The sequence below is a fragment of the Ruegeria sp. CDSB029 genome (genome assembly GCF_059611125.1).
The window spans coordinates 68,193-85,405 of the sequence record NZ_JBXWOX010000013.1; the positions used below are offsets into that span (position 1 = coordinate 68,193).

Below are 17,213 nucleotides of genomic sequence, written 5' to 3' on the forward strand. Positions count from 1 at the left end.
CCACCCGATTTGTTCGGGTTTTGGTTGCAGGGCGCCCGTTGGGCACCCTGCTTTAGGTCTGGCTTACTGAACCCAGCCTTTTTCTTTGTAGTATTTCTCGGCACCCGGATGCAGCGGAGCCGAAAGGCCATCTGCAATCATCTCTTCGGGCTTGAGGTTGGCAAATGCAGGGTGCAGCTTTTTGAAGTCGTCGAAGTTCTCGAAGACCGAGCTGACAACCGCATAAACCGCGTCATCCGACACGTCTGCCGAGGTCACGAACGTCGCGCCCACACCAAAGGTCGAGGTGTCGCCATCCGAACCACGGTACATGCCACCAGGGATTGTCGCAGTACGGTAGAACGAGTTGTCGTCTACCAGCTTGCTGACGGCGTCGCCGCTGACGTTCACCAGAACCGAGTCACAGGCTGTGGTGGCTTCCTGGATCGAACCCGACGGGTGACCAACGGTGTAAACCATCGCGTCGATCTGGTTGTCACACAGAGCCGCCGACTGTTCAGCCGCTTTCAGCTCGGTCGCAAGTTCGAAATCGTCGGTGGTCCAACCCATTTCGCCCAGCAGGACTTCCATCGTGCCACGCTGACCGGAACCGGGGTTGCCGATGTTGACGCGCTTGCCCTTCAGGTCTTCGAAGTTGGTGATGCCGGAATCGGCACGTGCGACAACGGTGAACGGTTCGGGGTGTACCGAGAAGACGGCGCGCAGGTTTTCGAAGGGGCCAGCCTCTTCGAATTTCGAGCTGCCGTTATAGGCGTGGTACTGCCAGTCGGACTGGGCAACACCAAACTCCAGTTCACCTTCGCGAATGGTGTTGATGTTGTAGACCGAACCACCGGTCGACTCGACCGAGCAACGCACGCCGTGCTCTTTGCGGCCTTTGTTCACCAGACGGCAGATCGCGCCACCAGTCGGATAGTACACGCCGGTCACACCGCCGGTACCAATGGTGATAAACTCTTCTGCATAAGCGGCCGGAGCCATAAGAGCTGCGGTAACGACCGCGCCCAGGCTAAGCTTGCTGCTATTTTTCATTTTTGAGAACTCCCAACTCTTATTGTGGATGAGAGACAGTTCAGCGGCCCCCATCCAGGGACCTTGCCGGTACGGCAAGCGAACCCGTCTTGCAACGGGTCAAGCATCTGAAATTTAAAAGTCTCCCAACGCCTTTGACGTTTCATTCAGACACTCCGCTTGTCAACCCCTGCGCGGGGTATGAAGGCCCCGATCCGCAGATGTGAGGAGATTTCCGAAAGTTTCCCCCTTTAACGGGGCGGTTTCGCACAGATCGGCATCACTGGGCCGGATCATGAGAAACTGCGCCAGCTAAATATCCAAAAACACTTTGAAAGTTTGGATTCCGCAACCTAGGCTTGGCCAAACGACCCGATGTTTCATGAATTTACGCGGAAGGGTTCTGGACAGTGGACGGCAAATCACCCAGTCCGATGCTTGTGATCGCCCTAGCCCTTAGTGCGGCCATCGCAACCTGGGGCATTGCTGACCCGCAAGGCCTGGGTCGCATTGCTGCATCGGCGGTTGAGACGCAATTCAACAGCCGCGGCTGGTTCATCATGCTTGAGGTCAGCGGGCTTTTGTTTGTGGTCCTCTTTCTGGCCCTGTCACGATTTGGAGATATCCGCCTTGGCGCTGACACAGCCGAACCAGAGTTTTCAACGACCGCATGGATCGCGATGTTATTCGCCGCAGGAATGGGTGTCGGTCTACTGTTCTATGGCGCAGCCGAGCCGCTGACCCACTACGAAGTGCTGCGTCAATATAATAGCGACGCAGAAGCGGCCAGTTATGCGATGTTCGTGACCTACTTGAACTGGGGGTTCCACGCCTGGGCGATTTACGGAATCGTCGGATTGGTCATCGCCTATTTTGCCTATCGCCGAAATCGCACTTTGTTGCTGAGTGCCCCAGTCACCGACGCACTTGGCGAAGCAGGATGGACAAAAGCGCTGGGGTGGATTTTCGATCTACTCTCGATCGTCGCAATTGCCGTCGGTTTGGCGGGCTCGATGGCGATGGGGGTATTTCAGATCCAAACCGGACTGGCAGGCCTGTTGGGTATAGAAACCTCAGGCGTGCTGACCCTGCCCGTTTTTGCCGCGCTGTGTATTGCGTTCATCATACCGTTGCGTCGCGATCTGGGCGACGGAATGGCCCTGCTGTCCAACGCGGCAATGCTGATCGCCGTCGGGATGATGGTCTATCTTCTGGTGCTCGGCCCAACCTCTTATCTGATGGACGGCATTGTTTCCGGGTTCGGACGGTACCTGTTCGGTGTCCTGCCTGCAGGGTTCTCGACCGCGGAATTCTTCGACGACCAGTTGGTCGACTGGTTCCACGGCTGGACGCTGAACTATATGATCTGGTGGCTGGCTTGGTCACCCTTCGTGGGCATTTTCATCGCCCGGATTTCCCGCGGACGCACGATCCGAGAGTTTCTGATCGGAGTCGTCGTCACCCCTACACTTTTCTCTATCCTGTGGTTCGGCGTTTTTGGCGGCTTGGGTTTTTTCGATGCTTTGCGTCAGGACGGAGCCTTATCAGCCGTCAACGCAGAGAACCTCGACGCAACAACATTTGCGTTGCTTGAGCGCTTCCCGCTGGACGGCATCACAAGAATAGCAACAATCCTGGCCGCGTTCCTGTTCGTGGTCACCAGCGTCGTCAGCGCCGGGTTCACCCTTGCGATGATAGGGACCGGAGGCGACGACAACCCCTCTCCCCGAATTCGTACGATTTGGGGCATTATCCTTGGCGCGTTAGGGATGGCGATGATTCTGGTGGGCGATATCTCTCTGGTTCGGTCCATCATAGCGCTGTCAGCCATCGCTTTCGTGTTTATCGTGCCCGTTCTTGTTGTCTGCCTCTTCAAACGTCTGGCGCAAGAGGATCGATCATGAGTGGCCAATTGATCGACACCGCACTGAACCTAAGCGTTTTCGCCTATATCGGGTTTCTGGCGTGGCTGATCCTGCGACGCAGTAAGTGAGCGCAGAAACTGGGAACAGATTCGCCCCGAACAACCCTAGTCTGTTCGCTTTTTCCTGAGTTTGCCGGAAAACTCGCTCTAAGAAACTGCCCGCGCGCACCGCGGCACTCAGATTTTCGTCAAGCTTCCCAAGGACCGTCACAAACCCAACGTTTTCGATACCCTGGTCAAAAGTGGCAACATGAGCATTTGAAACGCCAAAAAAGAAAAAACAGAGAGCAGGTTCCCCTTACCCTCTGTTTTTACCTTGGTACCCAAGGCCGGACTCGAACCGGCACGTCCGTTAGGACGGGGGATTTTGAATCCCCTGCGTCTACCATTCCGCCACTTGGGCCACGAACACTGGATTAGCGCTCATATTCGGGAAGGTCCAGAGGCAAAAAACAACCGATATTCAGTTTGTTTTCTCTGGGCACGGTTGACGGCCCATCAGGCGCATGGTTTGGCTGACGCAACAAAGGAACGGGGTTTTAACATCTGATGTTGCGATCGCTCTATGACTGGACCATTCGTCTGGCCGAACACCCGCACGCGCTTTGGGCTCTGGCCATTGTGGCATTTGTCGAAAGCTCGTTCTTTCCGATTCCCCCGGACGTTCTGATGATTCCCATGATTCTTGCGCGCCCGTCGCGTGCATGGCTGATCGCGACAGTTGCCCTGGTGGCGTCGGTGCTGGGGGGCATGCTGGGATATGCTATTGGCGCGTTCTTCTATGAAAGCATCGGCCAACCCATCCTCGAATCCATGGGCAAGGCGCATGCGATGGAAGAGTTCAACACCAAGTTCAACGATTTCGGATTCTGGGCCGTGCTGGGCGCAGGGATTACCCCATTCCCGTATAAGGTAATCACCATCATGTCCGGTTGGACGGGCATGCCGCTGGGCACATTCATCGCCACGTCGATTCTGGCCCGCGCGCTCAGGTTCTTTGTTGTTGCCGGGCTGCTTTGGGGCTTTGGTGAACCCATTCGCAACTTCATCGAAAAGCGTCTGGGGCTTATGTTCACTCTGTTTGTCATCCTGCTGTTCGGTGGGTTCTTAGCGGTGAAGTTCTTATGACACGCAAAAAACTGTTGATCCTGATAGCGGCTGGCGGTTCCGCTGCACTCTTGCTGGGCGCGTGGGCGTTTCAACACCTGGGCGGCATGGCCCCGTGCAAAATGTGCATCTGGCAACGCTATCCCCACGGCGCGGCCGTTCTGATTGGCGTGTTGGCCTTTGCCTTTCCGGGCATCCGCCCCCTGCCCCTTTTGGGTGCAGTTGCTGCGATGGTGACTGCCGGGATTGGCATGTACCACGCAGGTGTCGAGCAGAAATGGTGGGAAGGTCCAACCAGCTGCACGTCGGGTGATATTGGCGGGTTGTCCGCTGAAGAATTGATGGATCAGATCATGTCCGCGCCACTTGTGCGCTGTGATGATATCCCGTGGGAGATGTTCGGCCTGTCGATGGCCGGGTGGAACGCTCTGCTATCTGCTGGCCTAGTTTTGGTCTGGCTGGCCGCGTTCCGTGCGAAATAAGCGTTACTACGCGTCCAGTTCGGCATCCCAATACAGAAAGTCGATCCAACTGTCATGCAGGTGGTTCGGGGGGAACTTGCGTCCGATGTTTCGCAGTGCCTCGGCATCTGGCTGACGCGGCGGTTTGCGCAGCGACATGCCCGCCTGCCGCAGCGACTTCGATCCCTTCCTCAGGTTGCAGGGGCTGCACGCCGCCACAACGTTCTGCCAACTGGTCACACCCCCGGCAGCCCGCGGAACAACATGGTCAAAGGTCAGGTTGTCCCGGCTTCCACAATACTGGCAGCGGAACTCGTCCCTTAAAAATAAATTAAAGCGCGTGAAGGCCACGCGCTTTCTGGGTTTTACATAGTCTTTCAGGACAACGACCGACGGTATTCGGATCTCGGTACTTGGGCTTCGGACGACCTCGTCGTATTCGGCCACAATGTCCACCCTGTCCAGCCAGGCCGCCTTGATCGCTTCTTGCCAGGGCCACAGGGATAAGGGGTAATAGGACAAGGGGCGATAATCGGCGTTCAAAACCAATGCCGGATGGTGCTTTAGGGCACCCGGTTCCCTGACAAATTCGGTCCTGAATTCTCCGTCCATATCGGAATCGCTCCTCGCTCTGCTCTGCCCGTTATTGACACCAGAGCGGGGAACACCCGCCCCGGCCTTAACTTAACTATATATCGTGTTAAAACTCTGACAAGCCCTGAGTTTCCACAACATCTCGGGTATTGGGTATGCCGAATCCGTAACAGAGGCATGACAGTTATCCACAGGTTGCATTCGCTGTGCCCGGCGGGCTATGGCGAGATCATGAGCTGGTTCATACGATTCAACAAACCCTTCGATGTTTTGCCGCAGTTTACCGACCGTGCAAACGCCGACTCGCCGCGCAGCACTTTGTCGGATTTTATCGACCTGCCCGGTGTGTATCCGGCTGGACGTCTGGATCGCGACAGCGAGGGCCTGATGCTGCTGACCGACAACGGTCGGCTGCAGGCGCAAATATCGGACCCAAAGCACAAGATGCCCAAGACCTATTGGGTTCAGGTCGAAGGTCTGCCCGATGCTACTGCGCTGAAAGCGCTGCGCGACGGGGTCGATCTGAAGGACGGTAAAACGCGCCCGGCCAAGGCCCGGTTGATGGATGAGCCCGAAGGCCTGTGGCCACGAAACCCACCTATCCGCGTCCGCCAGACTATACCGGACAGCTGGATTGAGCTGACCTTGCGCGAAGGCCGCAACCGGCAGGTTCGACGTATGACGGCAGCGGTCGGTCATCCCACCCTGCGCCTGATCCGCGCCCGGATCGGGGACTGGACGCTAGAGGGGTTGGCGCCCGGCCAATGGGACAGCTTGACAGCCCCTACATTAGATTCCGCGCCGCAACGTAAACGGGACCGCCGACCGCGCAGGTGACAAAAACGTCCTTTTGTAATAGACTTAAGGCATGAAAGTCACCCGAAGCACACCATCCCCAGAGGGTATCCTTGAGGCCGCGCTTTATGTTGGCGATCTGGACGCGGCCGAACGATTCTATGGTGAAATACTGGCGTTAGAATGTATCCAACGCGTCGCGAACCGACATGTATTTTTCCGCGTCGGCGGATCGGTGTTGTTGCTGTTCAACGCAGATGAGACGGCAAAGCCGCCGGAGAATCCGAAGCTTCCCGTCCCGCCGCATGGCGCACGCGGTCCCGGTCACGTCTGCATGACTTTATCGCGGACAGAGATAGACGAAATGCGCAAGCATCTGCTGGAGTGGAACATCCCCATAGACGCCGAGTTCGATTGGCCAAGCGGGGCACGATCGCTGTATGTTCGGGACCCCGCCGGAAACTCGGTGGAATTCGCTGAAGGTCACCTGTGGAACTGATCACTTAGCGCAGCGGTTGCTTTTCTCCCCCGACAATCCGGTAGATGTCGCTCGAAACAACGCCCACTTCGCCCAGAACAGCCTGAAACTCGGCCATATGCGGGGCTGCAAAATGCGCCTCGAGCGCGGCCTGATCCTGCCATTCTTCATAAACACGGAACTTGTTAGATTGCCCGAGTATCTGGCTGAATTCATAGATCAGGCAGCCGGGCTCTTTCACAGTCTCGGCGACCATTTTCTGTGCCGCCTCAATGGCTTTGCCGACGCCATCTGTCGAGACTTCAACCGTTCCGGTGACAATCAGCATGTCGTATCCTTCTTCAATTCAAACCGTTTCGAAACCCTGTCGACCGGCGTTCCGTCTTGCAGAGAAACAGCATATGTGACCGAGTAGTCGCGGAAACCCATCTTGTCGTAATAGCTAAGCCCCTGCCGGTTGTCGGCGCGGATGGTCGCGTTGAGCGCACGGAACCCAACGGCTGCGGCATAGGTCGTGGTTTCCGAGAACAACGCCCGCCCTGCCCCTTTCAACACCGGCTCTCGCCGGGTGAAGGTTGCGATATCCGCGCAATCTTCTGGCAAGTCCTCATTGGTGCCTAACCATTGAAATCCGGCCACCTCACCCTGTTCATCCAGGGCAACGTGGCAACAGATTTTGTCTGCGCCATTCAGGTAGACTTGAGCAAACAGCGCCTCGGAAAACGGTGTTTCAAACGCGGTCGTCCCGCCGATAGCAATGATTTCGTTGAGAATTTGGCAGGCAACTGCCACGTCCTCAGGCATCATGGGACGAACCGCGATCATGGCTACAGGCTCAGCTTGTCGCGCATGAAGGCAAGCGCGACACTAAGACCGTCGGGGGCAATCCCGTGGCCGGTGCCCTTCATGACATGCGCATATACTTCTTTGAAATCTGCAGCCTGCAGTGCTTCGGCGGCTTCGGGCAGAGATTGCGGTGGAACCACGTCGTCGGCATCACCATGCACCAAAAGGATCGGCATTCGACTGACGGTTTCGTCGGGCAGCAAGTCCGGTTCCAACAACCGGCCAGAGAACGCAACAATACCAGCCACCGGGTCTTCGCGGCGCGGCGCGACGTACAGGCTCATCATCGTACCTTGCGAGAACCCAAACAGGACCACCTGCTCGGGCAGCACATCTTCATCCACCATAAGCGCATCGAGGAAGGCGTTGAAATCGTCGGCGGCCATTTCCATGCCACGGCGTGCTTCTTCTTCGGACGACCCGTCAATCCACGGGATCGGAAACCACTGATATCCGTTGGGCATTCCGGGGATCTGCTCCGGTGCATCGGGTGACACAAACAACGTGTCGGGGAGATGTTCCCCCAGCGGATCGGCCAACCCCAGCAAATCGGCCCCGTTGGCGCCATAGCCGTGCACGAACACCACGACCGAGCGTGTATCGCCCGAAACCGGCTCTTTTCGGAGCGCATTCAAAACCCGTGTCATCTGATCCCTTCTCGTTCTTTTGCCACCCGGTAATAGGCCCACAAAACCCGCGCCGCAACCGACCGCCAGGGCGACCAGGCTTCGGCCATCTGGCGCAGCTGTTTGTCGGTCGGCCGATCGGGCAAATCATAGAGGATGCGCGCAGCCTCTTGCAGCGCCAGATCGCCCGGCGCGATCACGTCAGCGCGACCGAGCGAAAACATGGCGTAGATCTCGGCGGTCCAGACACCAATACCCGACACCTCGGTCAGGATCGCCACTACGTCATCGTTTGAAACGTCCCGCAAGGCTTTGTAGTCAATGCGCGCCTCAGCCAAAGCGCGGGCGTAGCGGGTTTTTTGCCGGCTTAACCCAACTGCACGCAGATCATCGTCGGTGGCCCACATAATTTTGCGCGGGCCGGTCAGTTTCGCATCCTTCAACCGGTTCCAGATCGCATTGGCCGAGGCCACACTCACTTGCTGGCTGACTATGGCGCTAAGCAGTTGCGCAAACCCGTCCGGGCGACGGCGCAAGGGCAACGGACCGGTCTGTTCCATCGCATAGGCCATGCGCGGGCAGCTTTCGGCCAGCCAGGTCGCGCCTTCTTCCACGCAGTCGGGTGTTTCTATGATCCGTCCAACGGACATGTGCTCTCCGGCCTCGATGATCGACTGCACGTTAGGCCGCTTTGCCGCAGATGCAACCCGCTTGTGCACAATCGTTTTCGACATTACGCATGTGCTCATGACCATGACCGCCACAACCCCGGACAACAGTCAGGCCAAACGCAATGTCGCCGTTCTGGTGGCCGCGCAGGCCCTGCTTGGCGCACAGATGCCGATGATCTTTATCGTCGGTGGGCTGGCCGGCCAATCATTGGCAACCAATCCCTGCCTGGCGACTCTGCCCATATCTTTGATCGTCCTTGGCTCAATGCTGGCGGCCACGCCGATCTCGGCCATCATGCAACGCTGGGGTCGCCGGGCTGGATTTCTGGTGGGGGCAACGGCAGGCGCTTGCGGCGGGCTTGTCGGCGCTTATGGCCTGTTTCTGGGGTCATTCCCTGTGTTTCTTGCTGGCAGCCTGCTGACCGGCATTTACATGAGCGCGCACGGTTTCTACCGCTTTGCTGCTGCTGACACCGCATCAGACGCATTCCGTCCCAAAGCGATTTCCTATGTCATGGCGGGCGGTCTGGCAGCGGCAATCATCGGGCCTCAGATCGTCAAACTGACCTCGACCGCGTATGTCATCCCTTTTCTCGGTACGTATATCGCTGTCATCGCAGTGAACGTCATTGGCTCGGCCCTGTTCTTTTTTCTCGACATCCCGACCCCGCCCAAACCTGCCGCTGATGCCCCCAAAGGTCGGTCCCGGATCGAGCTTCTGAAAACGCCGCGTATTGCGGTTGCAATCATCTGCGCCATGGTGTCCTACGCGCTGATGAACCTTGTGATGACGTCGACACCGCTGGCCGTCGTGGGCTGCGGGTTCAGCGCCAATGACGCGGCGGATGTCGTCACCAGCCACGTGTTGGCGATGTACATTCCCAGCTTTTTCACCGGACAGTTGATCGCACGTTTTGGGGTCGAACGGATCGTGGCACTGGGCCTACTCATTCTTGCCGCGGCCGGAGTGGTTGCTTTACAGGGCGTTGAGCTGGGTAATTTCTTTGTCGCGCTGATCCTGCTGGGCATCGGCTGGAACTTTGGTTTTATCGGCGCAACCACCATGTTGGCTGAATCTCATGAAGTCAGCGAGCGCGGACGCATGCAGGGGTTGAACGACTTGCTGGTGTTTGGTGGCGTCACGTTTGCCTCACTGGCTTCCGGTGGGCTGATGAACTGTTCTGGCGGCTCTCCGATTGAAGGTTGGACCGCGGTGAACGTCGCGATGATCCCCCTTCTGACTTTGGCGGGCGGCGCGCTTTTGTGGCTGACGATGCGGCCCCGAACGGCCTAATCGTTAATGTTCAGTATCGGTGCAAAGGCACCTAATCTCTGTGCCTCGGCGATCCCCTCATCAATGTGCATGCGGTAGATATCCCACATCTGCCGTCTCAGGGTACGGCCTTTTTCGGTAATGCGCAGGATTTTTCCCCGTCCGTCCCCCGCTGCAGCATGGCGCGTCAACAATCCGTCCTCCGCCATCCGTGCGACCTGACGGGAAAAGCTGGACTGATCAAACAGCAGCTGTTGCTCCAGCTGTTTAGGTCGCAGGCCGTCTGGTGCTCGTTCCAACTCCCACAACACGTCATACCAGTGCAGCCGTGGATATCCCGCTGCCACCAGCGCGCGCTCAGCCCGGGAAAAGATCCGGGTGCGTGTCTGGTTCAGAGCGATCCAGGCCGCCTCTCGTTCTTCAAATCCGCTCATCACGCCTCCGCGAGGATTGTGGTTTTCCTTTGCTCATCAATTTAGATGCATTTACATGTTAATTATCAACCCTGCAAATCAGAGAAATGTCATGAAGCTGTTTACCGCATCTGCCCTCGTCTTGGCACTGGCCACACCAGTCCTTGCCGAAACCTATCACTTTGATCAAAGTCACACCGAAATCCGGTTCTACTACAACCACGCGGGACTGACCGAACAATCCGGCGAATGGACCGCCGTATCCGGCACGGTCGAGTTTGACCCTGAAAATGTCACCGCAACCAGCGCGGATATCACAATCGACGCCTCAAGTGTCGAAACCGGTTGGGGGCCGCTCAACGATCACCTCAAAAGCGGTGACTTCTTCGATGTCGAAGCTTACCCAAACATCAAATTCGTCTCGACCTCGGCGGTGCAAACCGGTGCAAGCACCCTGCAAATGATCGGTGATTTGACAATCAAGGATCAGACCAAGCCCGCAACGCTTGAGATCGACCTGACCTTCATGGGCGAACATCCCCTGGCCGGATTTTTCGATTATTACAAAGGTGACTGGGTTGGCGTCGAAGCTGCTGGCCAGCTTTTACGCAGCGAATACGGCGTCGGGATGTTTGCCCCGGGAACGTCAGACTTGGTGCAGCTGAAAATCTCGGCCGAAATGCGCGCCGGCGGCTGGGAGTAACTACCAGCGCCCCGTTGCCGCCTGGACCATCAGCGACAGGCGGCGGCGGATTTCACCCGGCCCAAGGGTTCCAGAAGCGACCCTGTCCGGGCGCGCAATGACCTGCTTTAGAACCAATTCAGTTTGCCAACCGGCATGCAACGCGGCAGCAGCTTTTGCCGAAACCGAGTATCGTTGAGTACGTGCCCGTTTCAACCGCCCGTACGCTTTTTCGGCCAGACGCTGAACACCCGCAGGCGTGCCATCCAGCAGCGGAATTCGCCCGCGCGCTTCAAGGTCCGGGATGGCGCGCAACCAGTTGGCGACCCCAACGGCATAGCCAAAGTCCCGCACGACATCCTCATCCGCCGACCCCAGCGCTTGTGCCGCTACCACCGTGACCGTGCCCGCGCTGTGGTTTATGTACGCGTCGAAATGATCTTCGTCCTCGAACGGGTCGCGATAGATATCCCAACGCCTTACGGCCACATATTCATCCATCATCGACGCAAGATGAGGGGACAAGACACGCGACAGCGGCGTAACGATCTCATGCCGACGCACGGTTGGACCTTCGGCAATCTCTTGTAAAGCATCGCGCCACCATTGCAGGCGCATCTCGGCAATCATCGGTTCTTGCGTCACCCAGGGTGCCCGGGCGACCTCGATATTTAACGCATAGATCGGAAACAACACCGCCCTGGCGGACACTGGTGCCGCCATGGCCGCCATGAACCGGTCGGGATCGGCCCGATGCAACAGCGCGGCACAGGCCTTGACGTCATCGTCAAAAGGCGCACTCACTCGGCGACTGCCGACTGTGGGCCGCAATCGCGCACGAGTTTCCATTGGATCGCATCCAGCAATGCCTCGAACGAGGCGTCGACTATGTTCGCGCTGACGCCGACGGTGGACCACCGGCGCCCCTGCCCGTCTTCACTATCGATGATGACGCGGGTCACGGCCTCGGTGCCGCCCTGCGTGATACGTACCTTGAAGTCGACCAAGTGCATATCATCCAATATCCGCGAATACTGCCCCAGATCCTTGGCCAGCGCCTTGGCCAGCGCGTTCACCGGACCCCGGTCACCGCCGGACCCATCCAGAGACTCGCTGACCGACAGTTTCTTTTCACCATCGACCTTCACCACAACAACGGCCTCAGACAAACTGACCATCTTGTTGTACTTGTTCTTGCGCCGTTCAACGGTGACCTTGTACCGCTTTACCTCAAAGAATTGAGGCAGTTGACCCAGTTCATCCCGCGCCAGCAGCTCAAAGCTGGCCTGCGCGGTGTCGTAGGAATAACCTTCCGCCTCACGCAACTTGATCCGTTCGAGGATACGGCCCAGGGACGGGTCACCGGGTTCGACCGACAAACCGGCCTCGATCAAGCGCTGGCGCAGGTTCGACTGCCCCGCCTGGTTCGACATCGGAATGATCCGTGTGTTCCCAACCGACGCCGGATCCACATGTTCATAGGTCGTCGGGTCCTTGAGGATCGCGCTGGCATGCAGCCCTGCCTTGTGCGCAAATGCGGACGCCCCGACATAGGCCGATTGCTTGCTGGGCACCCGATTCAGGATCTCGTCCAGCATGCGGCTGACGCGGGTCAGACCCGCCAGCGCTTCGACACTGACGCCGATGTCAAAGTTCGATGCATAAGGTTCCTTCAGCAGCAGCGTCGGGATCAATGAGGTCAGGTTCGCATTTCCGCAACGCTCTCCCAATCCGTTCAAGGTTCCCTGAACCTGCCGCGCGCCCGCATCGACAGCCGCCAAAGAACAGGCCACCGCGTTTTCCGTATCGTTGTGGGTATGGATACCCAGCCGGTCCCCCGGCAGGCCCGCCGCGACCATCTCGGACACGATCTGCGACACTTCTGCGGGCAAAGCGCCCCCATTGGTGTCACACAAAACAACCCAGCGCGCACCGGCATCCATCGCGGCCCGACAGACCTCAAGCGCATAGGCCGGATTGTCCTTGTAGCCGTCAAAGAAATGCTCGGCATCAAACAGCGCCTCGCGCCCCTGCGCTACGATATGTGCAATCGAGGCGCGTACGTTCTCGACATTCTCATCCAATGAGATGCCAAGCGCATGGGTCACGTGGTAATCGTGCGACTTACCCACCAGACAGACAGCCCGCGTACCCGCGTTCATCACCGCCGCCAAAACATCGTCATTCTCAGCCGACCGGCCCGACCGTTTGGTCATCCCAAAGGCCGTCAAGCAGGCTGACGTTTTGGGAGCCGCATCAAAAAACGCGCTGTCCGTCGGGTTCGCCCCCGGCCAGCCGCCCTCGATATAGTCCACGCCCAACTCGTCCAGAGCCTGCGCGATCTGCGCCTTCTCAGCGGTCGAGAACTGCACACCCTGTGTCTGCTGCCCGTCGCGCAGAGTAGTGTCGTAGAGGTAGAGGCGTTCTTTAGTCATCATACGCCCTCCAGCTTGGCCGCATCGAACCCGGTGCCCGGAACCAGTTCGACCCCATCCTTACTCATGCGTACTTCCAGCCCTGCTGCAACATAGGCCGCTTTCAGACGGTCAACCTCCGAGAAGTCCTTGTTCTGCATTGCACTCGCGCGGGCATCGGCCAACCGATCTGCGTGAGACGACAGGTCCACCGACGCTGTGTCAGCCCATGCTCCCATTTCTGACAACAATAGGCCCAGCACCTGTGCGCTCGCCAACAATCCCGCCGCATCATCATCTGCAGCCAAACGGTGCAACTCTGTGAGCGCGCCCGCAGTGTTCAGGTCATCGCTGAGTGCAGCGACCACAGCGGGCGCAGCGCTGGCAGCGGGCTCGATGCCCGCTGTCAGCGCCCGCCACTTGCGCAACGTCGCTTCAGCCTCGCGGGCCTTCTTCTCGGTCCAATCCATCGGCTTGCGATAATGCGTCTGCAGGAACACAAAGCGGATCACCTCGCCCGGTACGCCCTGCTCCAACAAGTCGTGCACGGTGAAGAAGTTGCCCAGCGATTTGGACATCTTCTTGCCTTCGACCTGCAACATCTCATTGTGCAGCCAGTATCGCGCGAACTCACCGTGCGGATGGGCGCATTTGCTCTGCGCGATCTCATTTTCATGATGCGGGAACATCAGGTCGTTTCCGCCACCGTGAATATCAAAGCTCTCACCCAAAAGCTCATAGCTCATGGCCGAGCATTCGATGTGCCAGCCCGGACGACCACGGCCCCAAGGGCTGTCCCACCCCGGCAACTCATCGGTCGAGGGCTTCCACAGCACGAAATCCATCGGGTTCCGCTTGTATGGCGCAACCTCAACCCGGGCACCGGCGATCATGTCATCCACCGACCGACCAGACAAAGCGCCGTAGTGTTCCTTCCAGCTGTCAACCGCGAACAGAACGTGCCCTTCGGCTGCGTAGGCGTGCCCCTTCGCGATCAAATCCTCAATCATCGCAACCATTTGCGCGATGTACTGAGTCGCACGCGGCATCTCGTCGGGCTCAAGCGCGCCCAACGCGCCCATGTCATGTAGATACCAGCCGATGGTTTCATCCGACCGTTCCTGCACCAACTGCTCCAGCGTGCCCTCAGCGCCTGCTTTCTGACGCGCCAGCGCGGTCGCGTTGATCTTGTCATCCACGTCGGTGAAATTGCGTACATAGGTCACGTGATCCGCGCCGTAGACATGGCGCAGCAACCTATAGAGCACATCGAAAACCACTACGGGTCGCGCATTGCCCAGATGGGCGCGGTCATAGACCGTCGGACCACAGACATACATCCGCACGTTTTCAGGATCGATCGGAACGAAATCCTCTTTCGTCCGTGTCCGTGTGTTGTGCAGTTTGATCGTCGTCATCGGTCGGCTCCTAAGAACGGCAAAGCGTGTCGCGTTGGCGCGGGCTTAGCAACTTGTCTCAGGGATGAAAACGAAAGAAACCGGCCCGCTTGATAAATCAGCAGGTAATGCAGCAGATAATGATGCAGGTCATACGGTTCATGTCCTTCCCCTAACATGGACAAAGCGTTCAGCCAAGACTTGAGTTCAATCTCAAGGTGGCGCACCCTTTCGACCATGAGCCGTGAATTCGTCAATTCAATTTGCCGCACGTTTCCAGGCGCTGACCTTTCCGACCCCTGGGGCGGTGGCCATGACGCATGGAAGGTCGGTGGTAAAATGTTTGCCTGTATCGGCACTGCCAATGACGGCGTGTCCGTCAAAACGCCGGATATCGAGACAGCCCAGATGTTGATAGACGCCGGAATTGGCACAAAGGCCCCTTATTTTCATCGCAGCTGGATCCGCCTGCCGTTTGACTGTGACGAGGATGAGATGCGTCATCGGCTGGCCACATCCTACGATCTGGTTCGGTCTTCCCTGACGAAAAAAGTGCAGTCCACTTTGCCCCCACGAAGCTGATTGACATTTTCCGATGCCTCTGGCCCATTCTGCGCTGAAGACAAGATCGGAGCGTGCCATGAAACTGTCGCAGCGTATCACTCATCTGACCGGAGGTGGCAGTGATGGGTGGGATGTATTTTATCGTGCGCGTCGGATGACCAGCGAAGGGCACGTCATTACTGAACTCACCATTGGTGAGCATGACATTCGCACGCACCCGACCATTCTGGATGCCATGGATCTATCGGCACGTCAGGGAAACACCGGCTACGCTGTGGTGCCCGGGTCTGATTTGCTGCGCGATACCGTTGCCGCGCGCATTCAGGGCCGCACTGGTCAGAAGACAAGCCGAAACAACGTGTTGATCACCCCGGGCGGCCAATCTGCCCTTTTTGCTGCCCACGTGGCGGTGTGCGATCCCGGTGATGTCGGTCTGTATCTCGATCCCTATTACGCGACATACCCCGGCACGATCCGGGGTGCCGGTGCGACAGCACTGGCCATCCAGACCACCGCCGAGGATGCATTCCAGCCGCGCGCGCAGCAGATCGATGCGGCGGCAGATGGTGCGGTTTCGCTATTGATCAACAGCCCGAACAACCCCACTGGCGTCGTGTATTCGCGCGAGACGCTGAACGGTATCGCAGGTGTTTGCCGTGACCGCGACCTGTGGCTGATCTCGGATGAGGTCTATGACACGCAGGTCTGGGAGGGTGAGCATATCTCGCCACGTACGCTGCCCGGAATGGCCGAGCGTACATTGGTCGTTGGTTCGATGTCCAAGTCACACGCGATGACCGGGTCCCGATGCGGTTGGGTGGTCGGCCCCGAGGAGGTGATCGCCCATCTCATCAATCTGGCAACGCACACAACTTACGGCGTGCCCGGGTTCATTCAGGACGCCGCCAGTTTTGCCTTGAGCGCGGGTCATGACCTTGAAGAGGAAATAGCGGCCCCGTTCCGGCGCCGTCGCGCATTGGCGGTCGACATTCTGGCTCAACAAAACATCGTCGGCCTGGTGCCCGCGCAGGGTGCGATGTACCTGATGTTGGATATCCGCGCCACGGGGATGAGCGGCGAGGACTTTGCCAACGCGCTGCTGGACACTCACGCAATTGCTGTCATGCCGGGTGAAAGTTTTGGCAAAGCGGCGGCAGGTCACGTGCGCGTTGCTATGACAATTGACGACGACCGCTTTGCTGCAGCACTCAAAACGATTTGCGATTTCGCCGCCGCCCTGGCGGAAAGTCACGCGGCGGAATAGACGGCCTTAAAACCGGAAGGTTGTACGCAGGTTGAACACGTTGGCGTCAATATCGCCCTGGCTTCGGGTGACGTCGTTAAAATTCTGTCGCAAGGCCTCACCACTGATGACGAAACTGTCGCCGATGGGATAGGCAATTCCGATGCCGTACACTGCAGCGGTGTCATTTTCCGGTGACGCATCCAACCGGGCCGCGCCCACGACGACATAGCCCAGGGCCGGTCCGAAATCATAACCACCGCGCAACTTAAGGCGGGTCAGACTGTCCACGCTGCCTTCACCCTGCCCCAGATCCAGAGAAAGTCGATTGTATTCCAGCTCACCGCCAAGAACGAAATTACCGAAGTCATGGTCATAACCAACAAGCGGGCCAAAAGTCGTGTCGTTTCCGCCAGAATTATTTGGGCCATCAACATCCGCATAACCAAAGCTGAAGCCCGCATACGCCCCCGTCCAATCCTCTGCATACACCGGTGCAGTGCCGATTGTCAGGCAAGTGGTCATGAGGGCCATCAGGGCTTTCATCAACCTCTCCAAAATTCCTTGCAGCGCGCCCACCAAACGATGGGCTTCATCACATAAAACTTGGTCTGCAATCGTTAAAAATCCATTGAGATCACGGACCACTCTTAAATAAGTGATAGAAGCTTAACAGAATTTCCCACATTCGGGAAAAAACTTTACCCTGCGGCA

General features: G+C 57.9%; 20 protein-coding genes and 1 tRNA gene. 9 read left to right on the plus strand and 12 right to left on the minus strand.

Features of this window, described 5'->3' with window-relative positions; translation table 11 throughout:
- Positions 1-63 precede the first annotated feature (63 nt).
- Positions 64-1,032 carry a TAXI family TRAP transporter solute-binding subunit gene (locus AC2FI8_RS15645; protein ID WP_058271718.1) on the minus strand — a complete coding sequence of 323 codons (969 nt, stop codon included), beginning with the start codon at positions 1,030-1,032 and terminating at the stop codon, positions 64-66.
- A gap of 389 nt (positions 1,033-1,421) precedes the next feature.
- Here AC2FI8_RS15645 and AC2FI8_RS15650 point away from each other — a divergent pair, with 389 nt between their 5' ends.
- Complete coding sequence (locus tag AC2FI8_RS15650) at positions 1,422-2,915, plus strand: BCCT family transporter (protein WP_496780037.1); 1,494 nt, start codon at positions 1,422-1,424, stop codon at positions 2,913-2,915.
- Between the two features lie 337 nt (positions 2,916-3,252).
- On the opposite strand, the gene AC2FI8_RS15655 is transcribed toward AC2FI8_RS15650, so the two are convergent.
- Positions 3,253-3,338: transfer RNA gene (locus AC2FI8_RS15655), tRNA-Leu, on the minus strand.
- Positions 3,339-3,484: 146 nt separating this feature from the next.
- Here AC2FI8_RS15655 and AC2FI8_RS15660 point away from each other — a divergent pair.
- Together AC2FI8_RS15660 and AC2FI8_RS15665 are read left to right on the plus strand one after the other, a co-directional pair.
- Entirely contained in the window at positions 3,485-4,063 is a 579-nt protein-coding gene (locus AC2FI8_RS15660; RefSeq protein ID WP_058278010.1) for a YqaA family protein, read from the plus strand.
- Positions 4,060-4,524, plus strand: coding sequence for a disulfide bond formation protein B (locus AC2FI8_RS15665; RefSeq protein WP_058278011.1), 465 nt, complete (start codon positions 4,060-4,062; stop codon positions 4,522-4,524). Before AC2FI8_RS15660 ends, AC2FI8_RS15665 begins: the two co-directional genes overlap by 4 nt.
- Positions 4,525-4,530: 6 nt before the next feature.
- On the opposite strand, the gene AC2FI8_RS15670 is transcribed toward AC2FI8_RS15665, so the two are convergent.
- Positions 4,531-5,115, minus strand: a complete 585-nt coding sequence (locus AC2FI8_RS15670) for an HNH endonuclease (protein ID WP_058278012.1) — start codon at positions 5,113-5,115, stop codon at positions 4,531-4,533.
- Positions 5,116-5,328: 213 nt separating this feature from the next.
- Here AC2FI8_RS15670 and AC2FI8_RS15675 point away from each other — a divergent pair, with 213 nt between their 5' ends.
- Positions 5,329-5,934, plus strand: a complete 606-nt coding sequence (locus AC2FI8_RS15675) for an rRNA large subunit pseudouridine synthase E (protein ID WP_496727183.1) — start codon at positions 5,329-5,331, stop codon at positions 5,932-5,934.
- Between the two features lie 31 nt (positions 5,935-5,965).
- Entirely contained in the window at positions 5,966-6,391 is a 426-nt protein-coding gene (locus AC2FI8_RS15680) for a VOC family protein (RefSeq protein ID WP_496727139.1), read from the plus strand.
- 4 nt (positions 6,392-6,395) lie between these two features.
- On the opposite strand, the gene AC2FI8_RS15685 is transcribed toward AC2FI8_RS15680, so the two are convergent.
- Genes AC2FI8_RS15685 through AC2FI8_RS15700 form a run of 4 tightly spaced genes read right to left on the minus strand, consistent with a single transcriptional unit; the run spans position 6,396 to position 8,492 of the window.
- The gene (locus AC2FI8_RS15685; RefSeq protein WP_496727140.1) at positions 6,396-6,698 is read right to left on the minus strand and encodes a putative quinol monooxygenase; all 303 of its coding nucleotides are present in this window, start codon (positions 6,696-6,698) and stop codon (positions 6,396-6,398) included.
- Entirely contained in the window at positions 6,692-7,195 is a 504-nt protein-coding gene (locus AC2FI8_RS15690; RefSeq protein ID WP_496727141.1) for a GNAT family N-acetyltransferase, read from the minus strand. The genes AC2FI8_RS15685 and AC2FI8_RS15690 overlap by 7 nt, the downstream gene beginning before the upstream one ends.
- Positions 7,196-7,197: 2 nt before the next feature.
- A complete protein-coding gene (locus tag AC2FI8_RS15695) occupies positions 7,198-7,863 on the minus strand; it encodes an alpha/beta hydrolase (protein WP_058271726.1) in 666 nt (221 codons plus the stop codon).
- Positions 7,860-8,492, minus strand: coding sequence for a DNA-3-methyladenine glycosylase family protein (locus AC2FI8_RS15700; RefSeq protein ID WP_496780039.1), 633 nt, complete (start codon positions 8,490-8,492; stop codon positions 7,860-7,862). Before AC2FI8_RS15700 ends, AC2FI8_RS15695 begins: the two co-directional genes overlap by 4 nt.
- 97 nt (positions 8,493-8,589) lie before the next feature.
- On the opposite strand from AC2FI8_RS15700, the gene AC2FI8_RS15705 reads away from it, so the two are divergent.
- A complete protein-coding gene (locus AC2FI8_RS15705; protein ID WP_496780101.1) occupies positions 8,590-9,807 on the plus strand; it encodes an MFS transporter in 1,218 nt (405 codons plus the stop codon).
- Here the strand turns inward: AC2FI8_RS15705 and AC2FI8_RS15710 are convergent.
- A complete protein-coding gene (locus AC2FI8_RS15710) occupies positions 9,804-10,220 on the minus strand; it encodes a MarR family winged helix-turn-helix transcriptional regulator (protein ID WP_496733349.1) in 417 nt (138 codons plus the stop codon). The genes AC2FI8_RS15705 and AC2FI8_RS15710 overlap by 4 nt on opposite strands.
- A gap of 91 nt (positions 10,221-10,311) precedes the next feature.
- On the opposite strand from AC2FI8_RS15710, the gene AC2FI8_RS15715 reads away from it, so the two are divergent.
- A complete protein-coding gene (locus AC2FI8_RS15715) occupies positions 10,312-10,902 on the plus strand; it encodes a YceI family protein (protein WP_496727145.1) in 591 nt (196 codons plus the stop codon).
- On the opposite strand, the gene AC2FI8_RS15720 is transcribed toward AC2FI8_RS15715, so the two are convergent.
- The 3 genes from AC2FI8_RS15720 to cysS are packed head-to-tail and all read right to left on the minus strand — an operon-like array spanning position 10,903 to position 14,713.
- Complete coding sequence (locus AC2FI8_RS15720; protein WP_496780044.1) at positions 10,903-11,685, minus strand: squalene/phytoene synthase family protein; 783 nt, start codon at positions 11,683-11,685, stop codon at positions 10,903-10,905.
- Positions 11,682-13,316 carry a citramalate synthase gene (gene cimA, locus AC2FI8_RS15725; RefSeq protein WP_496780046.1) on the minus strand — a complete coding sequence of 545 codons (1,635 nt, stop codon included), beginning with the start codon at positions 13,314-13,316 and terminating at the stop codon, positions 11,682-11,684. The genes AC2FI8_RS15720 and cimA overlap by 4 nt, the downstream gene beginning before the upstream one ends.
- Positions 13,316-14,713, minus strand: coding sequence for a cysteine--tRNA ligase (gene cysS / locus AC2FI8_RS15730; protein WP_496780048.1), 1,398 nt, complete (start codon positions 14,711-14,713; stop codon positions 13,316-13,318). The genes cimA and cysS overlap by 1 nt, the downstream gene beginning before the upstream one ends.
- A 216-nt stretch (positions 14,714-14,929) precedes the next feature.
- On the opposite strand from cysS, the gene AC2FI8_RS15735 reads away from it, so the two are divergent.
- Together AC2FI8_RS15735 and AC2FI8_RS15740 are read left to right on the plus strand one after the other, a co-directional pair.
- Complete coding sequence (locus AC2FI8_RS15735; RefSeq protein ID WP_496780050.1) at positions 14,930-15,274, plus strand: MmcQ/YjbR family DNA-binding protein; 345 nt, start codon at positions 14,930-14,932, stop codon at positions 15,272-15,274.
- Positions 15,275-15,332: 58 nt separating this feature from the next.
- Positions 15,333-16,520: a pyridoxal phosphate-dependent aminotransferase gene (locus AC2FI8_RS15740; RefSeq protein ID WP_496780052.1), complete on the plus strand. Its 1,188-nt coding sequence runs from the start codon at positions 15,333-15,335 to the stop codon at positions 16,518-16,520.
- 6 nt (positions 16,521-16,526) lie between these two features.
- On the opposite strand, the gene AC2FI8_RS15745 is transcribed toward AC2FI8_RS15740, so the two are convergent.
- Positions 16,527-17,045, minus strand: coding sequence for an outer membrane protein (locus tag AC2FI8_RS15745; RefSeq protein WP_496780056.1), 519 nt, complete (start codon positions 17,043-17,045; stop codon positions 16,527-16,529).
- Positions 17,046-17,213: the final 168 nt, after the last annotated feature.